The organism is Mesorhizobium sp. RSR380A, from assembly GCF_054719385.1.
On the sequence record NZ_JBTTIB010000001.1, the window covers coordinates 447,925 to 465,294 of the forward strand.

16 protein-coding genes and 2 tRNA genes are annotated in these 17,370 nt (G+C 62.5%); 7 read left to right on the forward strand and 11 right to left on the reverse strand.

What is annotated here, in order from left to right; all coding sequences use genetic code 11:
- Nucleotides 1-16 precede the first annotated feature (16 nt).
- The 4 genes from erpA (at nt 17) to ACYG9Z_RS02300 (ending at nt 1,929) form a co-directional block, all read left to right on the forward strand.
- Nucleotides 17-364, forward strand: coding sequence for an iron-sulfur cluster insertion protein ErpA (erpA, locus tag ACYG9Z_RS02285; RefSeq protein ID WP_031199080.1), 348 nt, complete (start codon nt 17-19; stop codon nt 362-364).
- A 4-nt stretch (nt 365-368) separates the two neighbouring features.
- Nucleotides 369-761, forward strand: a complete 393-nt coding sequence (locus ACYG9Z_RS02290) for a VOC family protein (RefSeq protein WP_023681658.1) — start codon at nt 369-371, stop codon at nt 759-761.
- Nucleotides 762-769: 8 nt separating this feature from the next.
- Complete coding sequence (gene xth / locus ACYG9Z_RS02295) at nt 770-1,564, forward strand: exodeoxyribonuclease III (RefSeq protein ID WP_023667698.1); 795 nt, start codon at nt 770-772, stop codon at nt 1,562-1,564.
- 116 nt (nt 1,565-1,680) lie between these two features.
- A complete protein-coding gene (locus ACYG9Z_RS02300) occupies nt 1,681-1,929 on the forward strand; it encodes a hypothetical protein (protein ID WP_245259868.1) in 249 nt (82 codons plus the stop codon).
- 196 nt (nt 1,930-2,125) lie between these two features.
- Here the strand turns inward: ACYG9Z_RS02300 and ACYG9Z_RS02305 are convergent, their stop codons facing one another.
- The 9 genes from ACYG9Z_RS02305 to ACYG9Z_RS02345 all read right to left on the reverse strand — a co-directional run bounded on the left by ACYG9Z_RS02305 (nt 2,126) and on the right by ACYG9Z_RS02345 (nt 13,879).
- The gene (locus ACYG9Z_RS02305) at nt 2,126-2,950 is read right to left on the reverse strand and encodes a tetratricopeptide repeat protein (RefSeq protein WP_023691100.1); all 825 of its coding nucleotides are present in this window, start codon (nt 2,948-2,950) and stop codon (nt 2,126-2,128) included.
- Entirely contained in the window at nt 2,937-4,661 is a 1,725-nt protein-coding gene (gene ilvD, locus ACYG9Z_RS02310; RefSeq protein WP_023751555.1) for a dihydroxy-acid dehydratase, read from the reverse strand. The genes ACYG9Z_RS02305 and ilvD overlap by 14 nt, the downstream gene beginning before the upstream one ends.
- A gap of 291 nt (nt 4,662-4,952) precedes the next feature.
- Nucleotides 4,953-6,221: an OmpP1/FadL family transporter gene (locus tag ACYG9Z_RS02315; RefSeq protein ID WP_023739018.1), complete on the reverse strand. Its 1,269-nt coding sequence runs from the start codon at nt 6,219-6,221 to the stop codon at nt 4,953-4,955.
- A 358-nt stretch (nt 6,222-6,579) separates the two neighbouring features.
- A complete protein-coding gene (locus tag ACYG9Z_RS02320; protein ID WP_023739019.1) occupies nt 6,580-9,363 on the reverse strand; it encodes a valine--tRNA ligase in 2,784 nt (927 codons plus the stop codon).
- Nucleotides 9,364-9,629: 266 nt separating this feature from the next.
- Nucleotides 9,630-10,526, reverse strand: a complete 897-nt coding sequence (locus ACYG9Z_RS02325; RefSeq protein ID WP_023739020.1) for a PopZ family protein — start codon at nt 10,524-10,526, stop codon at nt 9,630-9,632.
- A 330-nt stretch (nt 10,527-10,856) separates the two neighbouring features.
- Complete coding sequence (locus tag ACYG9Z_RS02330) at nt 10,857-12,242, reverse strand: TolC family outer membrane protein (protein ID WP_023691095.1); 1,386 nt, start codon at nt 12,240-12,242, stop codon at nt 10,857-10,859.
- A 185-nt stretch (nt 12,243-12,427) separates the two neighbouring features.
- Complete coding sequence (locus ACYG9Z_RS02335; RefSeq protein ID WP_023701682.1) at nt 12,428-13,102, reverse strand: protein-L-isoaspartate O-methyltransferase family protein; 675 nt, start codon at nt 13,100-13,102, stop codon at nt 12,428-12,430.
- 108 nt (nt 13,103-13,210) lie between these two features.
- Nucleotides 13,211-13,284, reverse strand: a tRNA-Cys gene (locus ACYG9Z_RS02340).
- A gap of 334 nt (nt 13,285-13,618) precedes the next feature.
- Nucleotides 13,619-13,879: a PGPGW domain-containing protein gene (locus ACYG9Z_RS02345; RefSeq protein ID WP_027050334.1), complete on the reverse strand. Its 261-nt coding sequence runs from the start codon at nt 13,877-13,879 to the stop codon at nt 13,619-13,621.
- A gap of 231 nt (nt 13,880-14,110) precedes the next feature.
- On the opposite strand from ACYG9Z_RS02345, the gene ACYG9Z_RS02350 reads away from it, so the two are divergent.
- From ACYG9Z_RS02350 to dhaL, 3 genes are all read left to right on the forward strand, one after another.
- Nucleotides 14,111-14,185: transfer RNA gene (locus ACYG9Z_RS02350), tRNA-Asn, on the forward strand.
- A 207-nt stretch (nt 14,186-14,392) separates the two neighbouring features.
- The gene (locus tag ACYG9Z_RS02355; RefSeq protein WP_023667709.1) at nt 14,393-15,400 is read left to right on the forward strand and encodes a dihydroxyacetone kinase subunit DhaK; all 1,008 of its coding nucleotides are present in this window, start codon (nt 14,393-14,395) and stop codon (nt 15,398-15,400) included.
- A gap of 26 nt (nt 15,401-15,426) precedes the next feature.
- Nucleotides 15,427-16,068, forward strand: a complete 642-nt coding sequence (gene dhaL / locus ACYG9Z_RS02360; RefSeq protein WP_023739035.1) for a dihydroxyacetone kinase subunit DhaL — start codon at nt 15,427-15,429, stop codon at nt 16,066-16,068.
- 15 nt (nt 16,069-16,083) lie between these two features.
- Here the strand turns inward: dhaL and derI are convergent, their stop codons facing one another.
- On the reverse strand, nt 16,084-16,521 hold the full coding sequence (gene derI, locus ACYG9Z_RS02365) for a D-erythrulose-4-phosphate isomerase (RefSeq protein ID WP_023672592.1): 438 nt from the start codon (nt 16,519-16,521) through the stop codon (nt 16,084-16,086).
- Nucleotides 16,522-16,547: 26 nt separating this feature from the next.
- Nucleotides 16,548-17,315, reverse strand: coding sequence for a triose-phosphate isomerase (locus ACYG9Z_RS02370; RefSeq protein ID WP_023739036.1), 768 nt, complete (start codon nt 17,313-17,315; stop codon nt 16,548-16,550).
- Nucleotides 17,316-17,370: the final 55 nt, after the last annotated feature.

Sequence of the window (17,370 nt, forward strand, 5' to 3'; positions counted from 1 at the left end):
AAGCAAGGTGACGCCCATGGGCGCTGATGCCAAGACTGCCATGAAAGTCGAGATGACCGAGTCCGCCGCCAGGCGGATCGCGAAAATCGTCTCTGGCGAGGCCGGCAAGACGGCGCTGCGCGTCTCCGTAGAGGGCGGCGGCTGCTCCGGCTTTTCCTACAAGTTCGACCTGGTCAATACGCGCAACGACGACGACGTCGCCATCGAAAAGGACGGCGCCACCGTGCTGATCGACGATTTGTCGCTGGTCTATATGGGCGGCTCGGTGATCGACTTCGTCGACGATCTGATGGGCCAATCGTTCCAGATCCGCAACCCCAATGCAGTCGCCTCCTGCGGCTGCGGCACCAGTTTCTCCATCTAGGCAGATGTCCGGCGTCGGCGCGGTCCGTCAGGTCGCACTGTCGGCCGGGCGCGATCTCGACGTGACGCTGGCCTTCTGGCACGATGTGCTCGGCCTCAGCGTTCATGCCCGCTACGATCCGCCGGGCATCGCCTTCATCATGGCCGGTGATATCAGGTTGCTGTTCACCGATGGCGTTCCGGCCGGCACCGTCTATCTCGATATAGCCGGGCTCGAAGCCTTCCACGCCGAGGCGAAAGCGTCCGGCGTTCCCTTCACCGCACCGCCGGCGCTCGTCCACAACGACACCGAAGGCACGTTCGGAACGGCGGGGGAAAGCGAGTGGATGGCCTTTCTAAAGGACCCGGCAGGCAATACGATCGGGCTTGTCGAACGTCTTTCGCCCGAACATCCCTGAGGCCGCCCATGAAAATCGTTACCTGGAACATAAACGGCATTCGCGCCCGCATCGGCAACCTCACCCACTGGCTGAGCGAAAGCCAGCCCGACATCGTCTGCCTGCAGGAGATCAAGTCGGTCGACGAGCAGTTCCCGCGCGCCGAGATCGAGGCGCTTGGCTACAACGTGGAAACCCATGGCCAGAAGGGCTTTAACGGCGTCGCCCTACTGTCGAAACTTCCGTTCGACGAGGTTATCAGAGGCCTGCCCGGTGATGACGCCGACGAGCAGGCGCGCTTCATCGAGGGCGTGTTCTCGACCGACCAGGGCGCGCTGCGCGTCGCCTCGCTCTATCTGCCCAACGGCAATCCCATCGATGACGAGAAGAAATTTCCTTACAAGCTGGCCTGGATGGAGCGGCTGCATCGCTGGGCCGAGCAGCGGCTGCTTCTGGAGGAGGCGCTGGTGCTGGCCGGCGACTACAATGTCATCCCCGAGCCGGTCGATGCGCGCTTCCCCGAGAACTGGCTTGGCGATGCGCTGTTCCAGCCGCAGACCCGGCAGGCCTTCCGACGGCTGAAGAATCTCGGCTTCACCGAGGCAGTCCGCGCCGTCACCGATGCGGCCGATGTCTATACGTTCTGGGATTACCAGGCCGGTGCCTGGCAGAAGAACAACGGCATCCGCATCGACCATCTGCTGTTGTCGCCCGAAGCCGCCAACCGCTTTTCCTCGGCCTCGATCGAAAAGCATGTGCGCGCCTGGGAAAAGCCTTCCGACCATGTGCCGGTGGCGATCGATCTGGCGCTGCTGCCGGCCTGATATCAGCCGAAACCCTGATGTCGCCACAATCGCGCCATTCAGTCAGAGATCAGCATGGCGGCTGGGGTTCCATGGCACTACGATTCCTCCTTTGCCCGATCGGTCTGGCATTTGCCATGGCCTCTCCTGCAGCGGCACTTGCCGAGTGCCTCGCCAATGGCAAGTCCTACCAGGTCGGCCAGGTCACCTGCCTGACGGTTTCAGACAAGAGCCATATGGCCCGCTGCGACCTGGTGCTCAACAACACCTCATGGACCAAGATCGGCGACAGCTGCCCCGACAGCACGATGAAGCCGCATCTGCACGTCACGCCGATCTCGATGCCGGTACACAGAGCGGCGCCGGCGGAACTCACCGAGAACTGATGGATGTGAGCTAATTTCCCCCTTGAGGGGGAGATGGCCGGCAAGCCAGAGGGGGGCGCGAAGAACGCGACCTTTCGGTCAAACAAGCTCACCCTCTCAGTCCAACCCGGGCAAACTTTAGTCAACTGAATGCCAGCGGCACAGCGCCCCCCTCTGCCCTGCCGGGCATCCCCCTCAAGGGGGGAGATTGGCAATTTCACTGGTCGCCGCCGCCCTTGGTGAGAATATCGTCGGCAAGCGAAATCGCAGTGCGGCGGTCGGCTTCGCCGGCGGCGGCAAATGCCTCTTCCTGCATGCCGCGGATCCACGGCTGGTCGCTCGGCGAGGCGCGTTCGAGCGCGGCGGTCATCATGGCCAGCCCGCGCACGATCTTGCCGCTCTGGAACAGAAGATTGCCAAGCGTCGCCTGGGCGCCGGCATGGCCTTTTTCGGCGGCGAGCTGGAACCAGCGGCCGGCCTGCTTGACGCTGGCCTTGACGCCGCCCTCGCCCTTCAGGAACATCTGGCCCATCTCGAACTGGGCGTTCGGGTTGCGGTAATTGGCGGCCGCACGCATGTAATATTCCTGCGCCGCGACCTCGTTTTCCTCGACCGGGCTGCCGGGGATGCCTGTCCGGAGATAGTCGCCCAGCGCCACCAGCGCGTCGGAGACATAGCTTTCCTCCGGCGAACCCGGCTCGACATCCTGATCGACGATCTCGGAGAAGAATTTGAACGCCGCGTAGTCGTCGCGCGTCACGCCGTCGCCTTCGGCATACATGCGGGCGAGCTTCCAGGTGGCGCCGATCTGGCCGTTTTCGGCGGCGTATTTATAGGCCTCGACCGCCTGTTCCTTGTGGCCGCTCTTGTAAGCGGAGAAGCCGAACTGGAACACGGCCCACGGGCTCGATTGCGGCTTCACGCCGGTCTTGTCGTCGAACACCTTGTCGTCGAAGGCCATGGCCTGGCTCACGGCGCCAAAGATCGCAACAGCGACCAGTGCCGGAAGGACAGACGACCTCAACAACTCAGATATCCGCATAGCAATGTGTTTCTTTGGCACCGCCGGGATGGGTGACCGCGCCGTCGCGGGCAGGCCCTACCGTCTGTGCATATTTCCAGATCGCGCCCGACTGGTAGTCGGTCGTGCGCGCCTTCCAGGCCTTCGCCCTCGTTGCCAGTTCAGCCTCGGACAGGTCGACCTCGATCGTGCCTTTGGTCGCGTCGATCGAGATCACGTCGCCGTCTTTCAAGAGCCCGATCGGGCCGCCAACGGCTGCTTCGGGCCCGACATGGCCGATGCAGAACCCGCGTGTCGCGCCCGAAAAACGGCCGTCGGTGATGAGGGCCACCTTGCCGCCCATGCCCTGGCCGTAGAGCGCCGCCGTCGTCGACAGCATCTCGCGCATGCCCGGACCGCCGCGCGGACCCTCGTAGCGGATGACGAGAACTTCGCCTTCCCTGTAGTTGCGGTGCGTGACCGCCTCGAAACATTCCTCTTCCGAATCGAAACAGCGTGCCGGGCCTGAGAATTTCAGCTCCGTCATGCCCGCGACCTTCACGATCGCGCCTTCGGGGGCAAGGTTGCCCTTCAAGCCCACGACACCGCCGGTTTGGGTGATTGGTCGGTTGGCGGGACGGACCACATCCTGGCTATCATTCCAGGCAACATGCTCCATGTTTTCGGCCAAAGTACGGCCAGTCACGGTCATGCAGTCGCCATGCAGATAGCCATGGTCGAGCAGCGTCTTCATCAACAGCGGAATGCCGCCGGCCTCGAACATGTCCTTGGCGACATATTTGCCGCCCGGCTTGAGGTCGGCGATGTAAGGCGTCTTCTCGAAAATCGCGGCAACGTCGAACAGGTCGAACTTGATGCCTGCCTCATGCGCGATCGCCGGCAGGTGCAAAGCCGCATTCGTCGAGCCGCCGGTGGCCGAGACCACGGTCGCCGCATTCTCCAGCGCCTTCAGCGTGACGATGTCGCGCGGCCGGATGTTCTTGGCGATCAGCTCCATGATCTTTTCGCCGGAGGCGAAATTGAAGCGGTCGCGCATCTCGTAAGGCGCCGGCGCGCCGCAGGAGTACGGCAGCGCCAGGCCGATCGCCTCGGCGACGGTGGCCATGGTGTTGGCTGTGAACTGGGCCCCGCAGGAGCCGGCGGACGGACACGCCGCCTGCTCGATCTCGAGCAGTTCGGCATCGCTGACCGTGCCGACCGAATGCTGGCCGACCGCCTCGAACACGTCCTGCACAGTGATCTGGCGGCCGCGATAGGAGCCCGGCAGGATCGAGCCGCCATAGATGAAGATCGACGGCACGTTGAGCCGCACCATGGCCATCATCATGCCGGGCAGCGACTTGTCGCAGCCGGCAAGGCCGACCAGCGCATCGTAGCAATGGCCGCGCATGGTGAGTTCGACCGAATCGGCGATGACATCGCGCGACACCAGCGACGACTTCATGCCCTGGTGGCCCATGGCGATGCCGTCGGTGACGGTGATGGTGCAGAATTCGCGCGACGTGCCGTTGCCGGCCGCGACACCTTTCTTGACCACTTGCGCCTGGCGCATCAGCGAGATGTTGCAAGGCGCCGCCTCGTTCCAGCAGGAGGCAACGCCGACCAGCGGCTGCGCGATCTCGGCCGCAGACAGGCCCATGGCATAGAGATACGAACGGTGCGGCGCACGCGCCGGACCGACCGTCACATGGCGGCTAGGGAGCTTGGCCTTGGAGATGACTTTGGCGTCCATTCTCTTCCTTGCCGCGGGCGGCGCGGCCTGCCTCATCGCCGAGCCTTTTGGCGCGTGTCCCGAGACGAATTCGAGGTGCGCCGGGTTTATGGCGGGAAATGGGCAATTTGGTCGAGCGGGACCGTAGCGCGGGGGTTGGTCCGGAACTGTTGCCAAAACGTCACAATTACGAGAGGCGACATAGGTGCGGCGGATTTTGAACGCCGGCGCTTGACGGCACGGCTCGACGCTGTGCCGCAAACTGAAAAAGGCCGGGCACTGCCCGCCCTTTTCTCTTTTAATTTGAAAAGCTTACCACTTCACCTTGAACGAAGTCGAAACGGCTGAAACCAGATCGTTGCCGAAATCGGCGGTGTAGTCCGTACCATATGTGACGCCATCCTTGCCTACGACGGGATGGATCGATCCGCTTGTGAGCACACCCAACGCGCCGCCAAGACGAAGCTCGACGTTCGCGGTCGGGGTGTAGGATACACCACCGCTGACCGTCCATGTATCGGTCTGGGCGCTGAGGCCTGTGCTGGTTCCACGATCCCAGGTCAGACCCGCGGCGCCGCTCCACTGGTCATTGAACTTGTGGCCAATGCCGCCGGAAACCGTCCAGCCATCACGATAGAGCAGATCAAGCGACGTGAGCCTCAAAGCACTGGTCGTCGTGCAAGACGGAACGCCTGTCGGGCAGAAAGGAATGCTCTGCAGCACGCTCCAATTGACCCATTTGATGGACCCGAACGCCAGCCAACCGGGAGCTATGCCCGACTGAAGTTTGAGTTCCAGCGACTCCGGAACCTCCGACGAGCCGCTGACATTCGTAACATTGCCCAGGAACGGGTTGGCCGGACCGACGGCGGGAAGCTGCGTCAGGTCGAGCGTTCCGTCCAAATGGTCCAGCTTGACCGCCGAGTTGTAAACGAGGCTGGCGCGCAGCGCGATATCCGGAATCTCATAGGCTACGCCGGCGCGCCATCCCCAACCGTCACCTTCGAGATCAAGACGGCCAATTCCCGACAACCCAAGGGGACCAACAAAAGGCGAAACCAGCTGTTCCTTGAAACCCGAAACATCCTCGTGAAACACGCCGCCGATAAAGCGCACCTGTCCTTTTCCGAGATCCATCTTATACGAACAGGTCCCGCCTACGGCCTCGCTCTTGACCTTGGTTATGATGTTACCGTTCGCGCCGGCCCAGTTGGCGCCGGGATTGCTGTACGCACCGATCGGCTGGCCGTAGTCGATAAGACAATCGACGGGCCCCATACCAGCCTTGATACCGACACTCGGCACCCAATAGCTTTCGGTATCACGGGCACTGTTGGAGAAGCCCAGAGCGTTAAGATTGCCGCCACCCGTAACCGGGTTTGGATCGATATCCACCACGTTCTTCAAGTCGCGTTGCGGCATGACATAAGTGCCGGTCACCTCGCCTGTGACCTGCGCCGGATCGAAAAGCAGGTCGATGTCGTAGCCACCGCGCTCCAGACCGCCGGCATGCACGGAACCGATCAAACCCAGCGAAAAACACCCCGCCCCCAGCAGTGTTTTCAAACGCAAATTGTTCATGGATGTCCTCCCCGAAATTCCAGTGCGTCAAGCTAGAACCAATTCGGGTTAACGGTGCAACAATGAATTGAAACAGCGTACATGTACGCACTTGCGGAACGCATTTCGGACAAAGTGGCGCGCCGCGCAAGCATGCCGGAAAATGGCCATTTGAGCGGCAATCGGCGCAAAAAATCATGAAAAACCGCTCTAAACAGTATAAAACGCGGATGTTTTACCGGCATTAGGCCCCATTGTTACATTAAGGCAACAATGGGGCGCAAACTTTCCGTTTACGTCAACATTAACGTTACGGAATGCCTGTTTTTCGGGCACAAGACTGCCTTGACGCCGTTCCCAGGCATCGCGAATCCGGCGCTCAGCCGGCGTCGCGCACCCGGGTCAACGCCACCGAAAGCTTCTCCTGCTGATCACGGTATTCCGCGAGTTTTTCGCGCTCGGCCGCGACGATCTCTTCCGGCGCGCTGGCGACGAACCGTTCGTTCGACAGCTTCTTGTGCAGCCGCGCGATTTCCTCGGTCACCTTGGCCAGTTCCTTCTGCAGCCGCGCCGCCTCGGCGGACAGATCGATCAGGCTGCCGAGCGGCAGGCAGATCGTCGCCTCGTTGAGCACGATCTGGGCCGAGCCCTTGGGTGCGGCGTCCTGCAGCGAGATGTCGCCGACCCGCGCCAGCCGCTTGATGGCGGACGCATGGCGTTCCAGCCTCTGGTGAGTCTCGGCGCTGGCGCCGACCACCACCAGCGGCGCGATCGCCGCCGGCGGCACGTTCATTTCAGAGCGCACCGAGCGGATGCCGGAGACCAGATCGACCAGCCAGTTGATGTCGGCGGCTGCATCGGCGTCCTCGAAGTCCGGTGATGGCCAGGCGGCGTGGCAAAGCAGCGTTGCGCGCGTCCTGCCCTCACCTGCCGTCTGCGCCCACAGCTCCTCGGTCATGAACGGCATCATGGGGTGAAGCAGCTTGTAGATCTCGTCGAGCACGAAGGCGACGCAGGCACGGCTTTCGGCCTTGGCCGCCTCGTCGGTGCCCATGAACACCGGCTTCAGCAGTTCCAGATACCAGTCGCAGAACAGGTTCCAGACGAAGCGGTAGGCGGCGCCCGCCGCTTCGTTGAAGCGGTAGCCGGTGATCCCTTCGGTGATCGCGTGCGACGCCCTGGTCAATTCGGTCAGGATCCAGCGATTGACCGGCAGCTTGGCGTCGTTCAGCCAGAAGTCGTCATTGCGCGCGACCTCGTTCATCTCGGCAAAGCGTGTCGCGTTCCACAGCTTGGTGCCGAAATTGCGGTAGCCGGCGATGCGCGCCGGATCGAGCTTTACGTCGCGCCCCTGCGCCGCCATCACCGTCAGCGTGAAGCGCAGTGCGTCAGCACCAAACTCGTCGATGAGGTCGAGCGGATCGATGACGTTGCCTTTCGACTTCGACATCTTCTGCCCGTTCTTGTCGCGCACCAGCGCATGCACATAGATGGTGTGGAACGGCTCCTCGTGCATGAAATGCAGGCCCATCATCATCATCCGGGCGACCCAGAAGAAGATGATGTCGAAACCGGTCACCAGCACGTCGGTCTGGTAATAGGTCTTCAGCTCCGGCGTGTGATCCGGCCAGCCCAGTGTCGAGAACGGCCAAAGCGCCGACGAGAACCAGGTGTCGAGCACGTCCTCGTCGCGGGTCAGGATCTCGCCCGGCTTGAAGGTCTCGAGCTTGTCCTCGACCCAGGCCTTCCATGGACCTTCCAGCGCCAGATAATATTCGATCGCGGCGCCCAGCGCCTCTTCCTCGGTCTTCTCGACGAAGACCCGGCCGTCCGGCCCGTACCAGGCCGGGATCCGGTGACCCCACCATAGCTGGCGTGAAATACACCAGGGCTGGATGTTCTCCATCCAGTCGAAATAGGTCTTTTCCCAGTTCTTCGGCACGAAGTTGGTACGGCCTTCGCGCACCGATGCGATCGCCGGCTTGGCCAGCTCAGCGGCGTTTGCATACCACTGCTCGGTCAGAAACGGCTCGATCGGCACGCCGCCGCGGTCGCCATGCGGCACGGCGTGGCGATGCGGCTCGATCTTGTCGAGGAAGCCGCCGGCCTCCATCAGCTCGACGATTTTCTTGCGCGCGACGAAACGGTCGAGACCGTCGAGCTCGTCCCAGACGGCCTGGCGCTCCGGCGTCACGTCGAGCCCGGCGAGAAAATCCTCGTTATCCCTGAGCGTTATTGCCGCCTCGATGGTCAGGATGTTGATCGCCGGCAGCTTGTGGCGCTTGCCAACCTCGAAATCGTTGAAGTCGTGCGCCGGCGTGATCTTGACGGCGCCGGAACCCTTTTCCGGGTCGGAATACTCGTCAGCCACAACCGGAATTTTCCGGCCGACGATCGGCAACACGACATTCTTGCCGACCAGATGCCGGTAGCGCTCGTCGTCCGGGTGCACGGCGACTGCCGTATCGCCCAGCATCGTCTCGGGCCGTGTCGTCGCCACGGTGATGAATGTCCCAGGATTTTCCGGATCGAAAATCTCGCCCTCGATCGGATAGCGGAAGTGCCAGAGATTGCCATTGACCTCCTGCGGCTCGACCTCCAGGTCGGAGATCGCCGTCAACAGCTTCGGGTCCCAGTTCACAAGGCGCTTGTCCTTGTAGATCAGCCCTTCCTTGTAGAGGCTGACAAAAACTTCGAGCACGGCCTTGGACAGGCCTTCATCCATGGTGAAGCGTTCGCGCGACCAGTCCGCCGAGGCGCCGAGCCGCTTCAGCTGGTTGAAAATGGCGCCGCCGGACTCGGCCTTCCACTCCCAGACCTTGTCGATGAACTGTTCGCGGGTGAGATCGCGGCGATGTATCTGCTTTTCCATAAGCTGGCGTTCGACCACCATCTGCGTGGCGATGCCGGCATGATCCATGCCGGGCTGCCACAGCACGTTTTTGCCGCGCATGCGCTCGAAGCGCACGAGTATGTCCTGCAGCGTGTTGTTGAGTGCATGGCCCATATGCAGCGAGCCGGTGACGTTGGGCGGCGGGATGACGATGGTGAAGGCCTCCGCCCCCTCCTCGGCGCCGGCGCCGGCGCGAAATGCGTCCGCCTCTTCCCAGATTTTGGCGATCCTGGGCTCGACGGTCTTGGCGTCGTAGGTCTTTTCAAGCATGGGAAAATGGTCCGCGCGGTCGGGAGTTTTGCTGACCCGGTGTAAATCGGAAGGTTTTGGCCAAGTCAACCGCGAGGGCGGCCTCAGTCCTTCAACGCAAATAGGCGGGGCCCTGGTCATTTCAACGGGAAGGCCATGCCTGCACCTTCATCGTCAGCGATCCCGACGGTAACCTGATCGTGTTCGCGACATCGGCCGGAAGCTGACCTGCAGCGAAAGCGTCGCCCGAAGGCGGCGCCTTAATCCGGAACGGGCTATGGTGATGTCTACTGCGCGCCGCGCGCGACGCGCTCGATTTCTTCGCGTACCAGGCGCTCGACCAGCGTCGGCAGATTGTTGTCCAGCCAGTCCTGCAACATCGGCCGCAGCATCTCCTCGGCCATCTCGTCGAAGGTCTTCTTGCTGCGGCTGGCGAAGGCGTCGGAGAGCTCGCCGAAGGCGGCTGCGACCTGCCGTCCCGTATGTTCCGAAACGATCGCCGACCGAACCGGAGTTGTATCGGCCGGGCGCGCGCGCTCGCCGCTCGAAGGACGAGGCTCGAAAGCCGGCTCGGCAGCGAGATCGTCCTCGAAAGCCTCGACCTCCGCGATTGCTGCCTGCCGATTTTCAGTCTCTGGCTGCCTGATCTCCGGCTGCCTGATCTCGGGCCGCCGTACTGTGTCAGCCGGTTTTGCCTGATTGCCAACGGCCGCGATTTCGCGGCGCCAATCCGTGACGATCGAGTCGGTGGTTTCCGCCTTTGCCCGCACTGCAACTTCTGCCCTGACGGCGGGAGCTGGCTCACTGGCTATCCTGGCGCTTACTTCCGCCAATGTCATCGGAGCATGCGCGGGTGGCGCGGCGGTCGTGGCATTTGCCGCAATGGCCGGCTTCACTGGCGACGGCTCGGAGCGCGGCTCCAGCCGCGCAACCACCGGCTCGGCCAGTTGGGCCTGCACCTCGGCCAGCGTCACCGGCTTCTTGCTTTCGGTCGAGCTGTGCAATTCGCTGCGGAAGGCCTCGACATCCGAAACAGGCCCGGCGGCCGGCACAACGTCCTGGCGCAACTCATCCGCGTCGCCCGGCAGCTTGCGGCCTGTGTCGCTGTCTTCGATGATCCTCCTGATGGAAGCCAGTATTTCTTCCATGGAAGGTTCGCGCTGTGCGCTGCTTGCCGTCGCCATCGTCACATCCGCCGCCCCCGCGCATGATCCCGAAAATCGATCTTCGATTTTCGAAGAGGATCAGGCGCAAAATCAAAGTTCTACAGCCTCCTTTGCGCATCCATCGGACGCGTGGCGCTGCAGTGACCCGTTCCTGGATTCCTGTCCGGCAAAGCCGGATACGAATCATGGCGACAGCGTAGCCGACGGATCGCCATCCGAGAATCCCCAATCTCGGAAGACGCCGGATTTCAACAATTTAGGCTACAAAAGACAAACGCCGCGCATCCTTGGGAAGCGCGGCGCTACGATACTTTCAATCTTGGCGGGATTTGAACCGCTCAGTCGCGATCAACGACCGTCCGGCGTACGCAGCCCGATCCATTTGTCCTTGACGGCTCTGTAGTGCTCTTCAGGCTTGTACTTCACCACATTCAACGCCAGGCGATCGGCCGACAGGCGGCCCATGGCCGACAGGATGGCGTAGCTCGCTACAACCACATCGCGCTCGGAGCTGGCGAGGTCGATCTTTGCCGAGATGACGGCGTTCTGGGCATTCAACACGTCGAGCGTGGTGCGCTGTCCGACATTGCGCTCCTCGATGACGCCGTTGAGCGCCAACTGTGCGGCCGCGATCACCTGCCGATTAGCGTCGACGCTTTCACGCGCTGCGATGTATTGCGTCCATGCCGAGGTCACGGCCTGGCGCACCGAGTCACGGCTGACATCCACCTCGATGCGAGCCTGGCTGAGCGATTCCTTCGACTGACGAACGAGTGCGGAGGTACGGCCGCCCGAATAGATCGGAACGGTCAGCGTCGCGCCGACGGTGGCGGCATTGGAATCGCCGTCCGAATCCCCCGCGCCAGGTACGGTATTTTGATAGACATGGGAAAGGCCGGCACTGGCAGTCAACTGCGGCAGCAACGCACCCTCCTGCGTCTTTACATCAAATCCGGCTGCATCGACGGAATGTAGGGCGGCCAGGATGGCCGGATGCTCGTTCGATGCAATACCGATCGCCGCCTCGAGACTCCTCGGCAACAGCTTCGCCAACGGCGACGCGGCCTTGAGCTTGCCCGGCTCGTCACCGACGATCTGATGATAGGTTGCCGCACTGGCCAGAGCCTGCGCACGGGCAGCACTCAATTGCGCCACCGCGGCCGAACGCGACGCGTCGGCCTGCGCTACATCGGTGCGCGTGCCCTCGCCGACCTCGAAGCGCGAGCGTGCCGCGCGCGCCTGCTCGGTCAGGAACTGCAGATTCTGTTCGGTCAGCACCGCCACCTGGCGGTCGCGAATCACGTCCATATAGGCGCTCGCCGCGTTGAACAGCGTGTTCTCTTCGGTGTTGCGCAGGCCCTCGACCGAGGCCCTCACCTGTGCAGCGGCCGACGCGACCCTGTTCTTGGTCTGGAAGCCGTCGAACAGCGTCTGATCAATCCGAACGCCGAAGCTGCCGGTGGTCAATGCCAGGCTCGCGTTCCTGCCGTTTAGGTGCCTGGAGGTGTAATCGATATCAGCCGAACCAGTGATCACCGGGCGATAGCCCGACTTGGCGATCGCCACGCCCTCATCGGTGACGCGCACGCCGGCACGGGCCGAATTCAGCGAGGAATTGTTCTGGTAGGCCTTGGAAAGCGCGCCGAGAATGGTTTCCGCCGAGGCGGCTATCGGCGAAAGCGCTGTCGCGGAAATGAGGACAGTAACAAACAAACTCTTGGCTAAGGACGGCACTTTATATCCCTCATTCGTTTTGCACGGGAACCACGCCACGCCAGCCCATCCCTAGGGATCGGCCAGCGCCGCGTCGATGTATCGTTCCCCCGCTGACAGCCTCCCGAAACCCCGGTTAACCAATCAGCAACGATTGTTCAATCGCAAGCCAACATGACAGAGTCTTTGCTGCAAGGCAAAATCACTTAGAACTCGAAGGCATGAATGCGTTCAAATCCGGGTAGTGGCTTAATTGCCGCATTAAATGCCCGTCTTCCGGTTACAACCCCCCCTGCATTGAAAAAGAGCCGGGCTACGCCCGCATTGCCCTGCCCTTCCACAGCCACCAGCCGGCCGCCTTCGGCAAGCTGGTCAAGCAGCGCCGCAGGCACTTTCTCGACGCTGCCGCCGATGAGAATCACATTGTAGGGCGCCTTGGCGGCATGACCTAGCGGCAGTGGGCCGGTGACCACGGTGACGTTATCGCAGCCCTGCGCCGAAAGCGCCGCTTTGGCTGCTTCCGCCAGTGTGGTATCGCTTTCCAGCGCCACGACGGATTTGGCCAGCCTGGACAGCAGCGCCGCGGAATAACCGGTGCCGCAGCCGACATCGAGCACCGAATCGCCGGCGTCGATCTCGGCCAACTGCAAAAGCTTGGCCAGTGGCGACGGCTCCATGAGGTAGCGCGCACCGCTGCCATCGGCGCCGTCGGAGATGCGGATATCCTCGTCGATATAGGCGAGAGCCTGTCGGCCGGCCCCGACAAAGGCCTCGCGCGGCACGGCAAGCATGGCATCGAGCAATGCTGCGTCGGTCACATCGGTGGTGCGGACCTGGCCGTCGACCATCTTGACGCGAAGTTCGGAGAAATCAGCGCTCATGTCCCAACCAATCCGTCAAAGCCAATGCGCTGAAATGCGCTTGTCGCGCCGACACTGCGGCGCATTCGACCGGAACTCAAGCCCCCGGCATGCGGGAGTTGAAGCGATTGGAGGCCTCGCCCGGAATCGAACCGGGGTGCAAGGATTTGCAGTCCTCTGCGTAACCACTCCGCCACGAGGCCTCATCGCTCCCGGCGAGCGAACTCAATATGGTGGCAGCGAAAGGTCGTCAAGCGTCCGCGCGGCATTCCGGCGCGCTTTCCTCATCAGCCGCCGCAACGTGGTTCCCGAGCGGTTTCAGCGCTTGGCGCACCGGCATATTGGCCGCTCCTCAAGCATGGCTGCGCGACCGGCGAAACTCGAACCCGCGGCTTTACGCAGCGGGTGCAAACTGGCTTCCACCGTAAACGCGCGGCTGACACCAGGGCTGCCGTTCTCAAGGAGATATTCGAGGGGAAGGTCTGCGAGGGGCTGGAAGCGAAGCGTCCGCTGAACCGGGACCGCGCGCCATCGCTTTCAATTTGGCCGGCGACGCCGTTCCCACCAGACGACGAACCGGCGCCGCAGGCGGCGCACCGCGGCAAATTCGTAGGAAAGCACCAAAAGGCCGAGCGGAATCATCCAGAAGCCGAGAATCGGCAGGAAACCGAGAAGGCCGAAAAACACCAGCACGATACCGATGGCGATCCTCAGCCCGCGCGAGCGCGGCATGGTGAACTCGCGCCCGAACACCGAGATTTTCCGCGCCGGTGCCTGGTTTTCGTCTGCTGCAGTCATGTCGAAAGTCGATCCGGTTGCCTTCGATAAAGCCATATGCGCTAAAGGCTGCAATCGCCTTTCAGGTTCCGCCGACCAAGGTCCGACGGCGCCCAAGACGGCTCATATGTGGTGTCATCCGGCGATTGCCAGAAACCATTGGGTGAAAATGCGCTAAAAAATGCGAAATGCTTCTTTGCAAAGCCGAAAAGGGTTTGCTATAGGCTGCGCCACTCACATGAGAGCCTCTATTCCCCGGTAGCTCAGTGGTAGAGCAACCGGCTGTTAACCGGTTGGTCGCTGGTTCGAATCCGGCCCGGGGAGCCACCGCCTTTTCTAAGCCGTGGTGCGATCTTGTACACTACAGCGCCATTGTCCGCGCACTTCGGTCCGCTTAGCTTCTGCCAGAACGGCTGGTAACAGCTACGAAGCCGATCGAGGCAGTTTGGTGGGCATCGCGCCCCTGCCCTCGCCCGAAGGCAGCCTGATAAAGCCCGATATCATCTATGAAAATACCAAATCGGGAGGACGTTGGTGCAAACCAAGAAGATCATCAATGACGGCAATCGGGCCGTCGACGAGATGCTGGAAGGCATCCTGGCTGCGCATCCCCGCCATCTCAAAGCCGTTGACGGAAGCCCGCGCTCGATCATCGCCCGCGATGGACCGCGCCAAGGCAAGGTAGGCCTCGTCATTGGTGGCGGCTCGGGCCACGAGCCGAGTTTTCTCGGCTTCGTCGGCAAGGGGCTGGCCGACGCGGCGGCGATCGGCAATGTCTTCGCCTCTCCGCCGCCCGACCCGATCCTCGAATGCGCCAAGGCGGCGAGCGGCGGCGCCGGTGTGCTGTTCATGTACGGCAACTATGCCGGCGACGTCATGAATTTCGACATGGCGGCCGAGATGGCCGCGATGGACGACATCGAGGTGCGCACGGTGCTGAGCACCGACGACGTCGCTTCCGCGCCCGTTGGCGACAGGCACAAGCGGCGCGGTGTCGCAGGGAACTTCTTCATCTTCAAGGCGGCAGGCGCCGCCTGCGACCGCATGTTGTCTTTCGATGAATGCGAACGCATTGCCGGGAAAGCCAACGACCACACCTTTACCATGGGCGTCGCATTGGCGCCGTGTTCGTTGCCGCAAACCCGCCGGCCGAATTTCGAAATCGGACCCGACGAGATGGAGATCGGCATGGGCATCCATGGCGAACCCGGCATCGCACGCGGAAAACTCAAAACGGCCGACGAGATCACTGACGAAATGCTGGACAGGATTCTCGCCGAGATGGCGCCGGCACGCGGCGAGAAGGTCGCCGTGCTGGTCAATTCGCTGGGTTCGACGCCGCTGATGGAACTCTACATCATGAACCGGCGCGTGAAGCAGAGGCTTGACGATATCGGTGTATCCATTCACGCAAGCTGGGTCGGCAATTACTGCACCTCGCTCGAAATGGCCGGCGCTTCGATTACGCTGCACCACCTCGACGACGAGTTGCAAACGATGCTCGACCACCCTTGCGACTGCGCCATGTTTCGCGCCGGGTAAACTTGGTGAACGGCAAGGAACAAGAGATGACGACAATCGACACCACCCGCCTTGCCGCGATGTTCGCGGCCATCGCCGACGCTATGTCAGCCGACCGGGATCGGTTGTGCGCGCTTGACGGGGTGATCGGCGATGCCGACCACGGCATTGCGATGGAGCTTGGATTTTCCGCGGCACGCGATGCGGTGGCCGCATTGGATACCGGCACCACCGATCCGACCATCTTGCTGAACACGGCGGCGAAGTCGTTCCTCAACGCCGTCGGCGCCTCCTCGGGCCCGCTCTATGCCACGGCATTCATGCGCGGCGCGGCCGCCGTCAAGGGCAAGGCGACGCTCGACGACGCCGACGCGGTCGCTATGTTCCAAGCGATGGCCAGAGGCATTCAGGATCGCGGCAAGGCCGAGCCTGGCGAAAAGACAATGATCGATGCGTGGGCGCCGGCCGCGACGGCTGCGGGCGAGGCACTGGCCGCCGGCAAGGGGCTGGCCGGCAGCCTCGCGGCTGCAGCCGGGGCGGCAAAGGCCGGCGCGGAGGCGACCAAGGCGATGATCGCCACCAAGGGCCGGGCCTCCCGCCTCGGCGAACGCTCGCTTGGCCATATGGATCCAGGCGCGGCGTCCGCCGTAACCGTCATCGAGGCGATGCGGATCGCCTTGACCGGCTAGGTCGGGAGCGGATCCTCAGCGCTTCGCGTCGAGCTTGTCGACAGCCTGCACATTGGCGGCAGAGGGACCGTTCGGATCGAACTCCGAGGCCAGCCAGGCGTCGGCGATCGATTTGGCCAGTTCGGGGCCGATGACGCGCGCACCCATGGTGATGATCTGGGCATTGTTGGATTTCGCAGCGCGTTCCGCCGAATAGGTGTCGTGGGTTAGCGCGGCACGGATTCCGGGCACCTTGTTGGCCGAGATGCTGACGCCGATGCCGGTGCCGCAAAACAGGATGGCGCGATCGTAATTGCCGTCGACAATTTCGTGGCCGACCGCAGCGGCAATATCGGCGTAGAATCCGGCCTGGCTGAGATCGACGACCTGCAGTTCTGGCTTGGTGGCGAGATGCTTGGCGATGACATCGAGCAGCGGCTTGCCGGCGCTGTCGGCTCCGAGTGCGATCTTCATGGCAATTAACTCCTTCGTTTTCGTGGTCAGCGCGCGATGGCGGCCGACGCCTTTTTGAGAATGTCGATATAGCCTTCCGCTTGCCATGCCGAGCGGCCGATGAACAGCCCATCGATATGCGGCTGGCCGATCAGTTCGGCCGCGTTGCCGGGATTGACGCTGCCGCCGTAGAGCACAAGCGGGGCGGTCGGCAACCGGGTTGCTGCGACCTGCTTGATCAGCGCCTGCTGCTTGTCGGCATAGTCGGCGCTGGCCGGAATGCCTTTCTCGCCGATCGCCCACACCGGTTCATAGGCAAAGAGTATCTCTGCCGACAACTCATTGTTTGCGAGACCCTGCAGCGCGCCCAAAACCTGCGCGGTCAGGATTTCGTCGGCGCGGCCGCCCTCGCGCTCGGCCAGCGTCTCGCCGACACAAATCAAGGGTACGAAGCCGTGCTTGACTGCCGCTGCGGTTTTCAGTCCCACGATCTTGTCCGTCTCGCCAAAATGCTCACGGCGCTCGCTATGGCCGAGTTCGATCAGGTCGAGCCCACAATCCCTCAGCATCACCGGCGAAATCTCGCCCGTCCAGGCGCCGGCATCGGCCCAATGCATGTTCTGGGCGCCGACCTTGACGCGGGTGTTGGCGAGCGCCGCCTTGACCTGCCGCACCGCGGTGAAGGGGGGAATGACGAAAGGCTGTATCGCCGGATCGAAGCCCGGCACGAACGCCGCCAATCCCTCGGCGAACTGCAGCGCCTCCGCCAGCGTCTTGTTCATCTTCCAGCTCGTGCCGACCCAATATGGGGCCATTCTTCTCTCCTTCGATCCGAAATTCGAATGATGCGTGTTTCCGGGTCTGCGCCGG